The organism is Streptomyces sp. CB02980 (assembly GCF_014451325.2).
In the GTDB taxonomy this organism is placed as follows: domain Bacteria; phylum Actinomycetota; class Actinomycetes; order Streptomycetales; family Streptomycetaceae; genus Streptomyces.
This window is the reverse complement of record NZ_JACSCH020000058.1, coordinates 1-1,280: the sequence shown is the minus strand read 5'-3', so window position 1 is coordinate 1,280 and position 1,280 is coordinate 1. Positions and strand designations below refer to the sequence as shown.

The window sequence follows — 1,280 nt, the reverse complement described above, 5'->3', positions numbered from 1 at the left end:
AACACCTCACGGAAGGTGGGATCACCACCCACATCCGTACGCAGAACCAACGTATTGACGAAGAAGCCCACGAGATCGTCGAGAGCCTGATCCGTCCGCCCCGCGACCGGCGAACCGATCGGGACGTCACTGCCGGCACCACACCGTGACAGGAGGGTGGCGACAGCGGCCTGAGCGACCATGAACAGGGTGGTTCCGGTCTCACGCGCCAGCCCGGTCAGGGCAGCGTGCGTATGCGCGGGGGCGGTCACCTTGTGGGTGGCCCCGCGGTAGGAGGCGACGGCCGGCCGGGGCCGGTCCGCCGGCAGCGTCGCCCCCTCGGGCAGCTCGGCCAACTGCTGTCGCCAGAAGGCGACTTGGCGCTCCTCATCGATGGCGAGGAGACTCCGCTGCCACAGGGTGTAGTCGGCGTACTGGACCGGGAGCGGCGCCCAGTCGGGGGCGGCGCCCTCGCTGCGGGCCGTGTACGCCGTGGCGAGGTCCCGCAGGAGCGGGCCGTTCGACCAGCCGTCGGAGGCGATGTGGTGCATCACCACCAGAAGCACGTGCTTCGCGGGGGACAGCTCCAGCAGATCCGCGCGGATGGGCAGATCCGTGGAGAGGTCGAACGTGGTGCCGGACAGTCCGGCCAGCACCTGGGGCAGCGACTCCTCCGTCACCGGGGTCACCGGGAGCGCGAGGTCGGTCGTCGCGAGAGAGCGGATCGCCTGGTGCGGCGAGCCACCCTCGGAGGGGAAGGAGGTCCGAAGGGATTCGTGGCGTACGACGACGTCGACGAGCGCGAGACGCAGGGCCTCGACATCGATGCTGCCGGTGAGACGTACGGCCAGCGGAATGTTGTACGTGGGCGAGGGCCCCTCCAACTGATCGAGGAACCACAGGCGTTGCTGGGCGGAGGACAGCGGGAGCCGCTCGGGGCGCTCCCCTGCCACCAGCGCGGGGCGCTCTTCCTCGCCGCCGCCGCTCACCGCGATCAGCTCGGCGAGCCGCGCCACGGTCGGGTGCTGGAATATCTCCCGCACCCCAAGCCGCACGCCGAAGGCATCGCGGATCCTGGAGGTGAGTTTGGTGGCGCGGAGGGAGTGTCCGCCGCGGTGGAAGAAGTTGTCGTCGATGCCGACGGATTCGAGTCCGAGGTTGTCGGCGAAGAGACCGCAGAGGATCTCCTCGGCCGGGTTACGGGGTGCCCGTCCGCCCTCGGAGGCGGTGGTGTCGTCGGGTGCGGGGAGGGCACGGCGGTCGAGCTTGCCGTTGACGGTACGAGGCAGGGCGTCGAGGAC

At 70.2% G+C, this 1,280-nt stretch carries 1 protein-coding gene; it reads right to left on the bottom strand.

The window, feature by feature from the left end:
- On the bottom strand, window positions 1–1,280 hold a 1,280-nt coding region (locus E0F75_RS39705), incomplete at both ends, for a condensation domain-containing protein (RefSeq protein ID WP_229315911.1).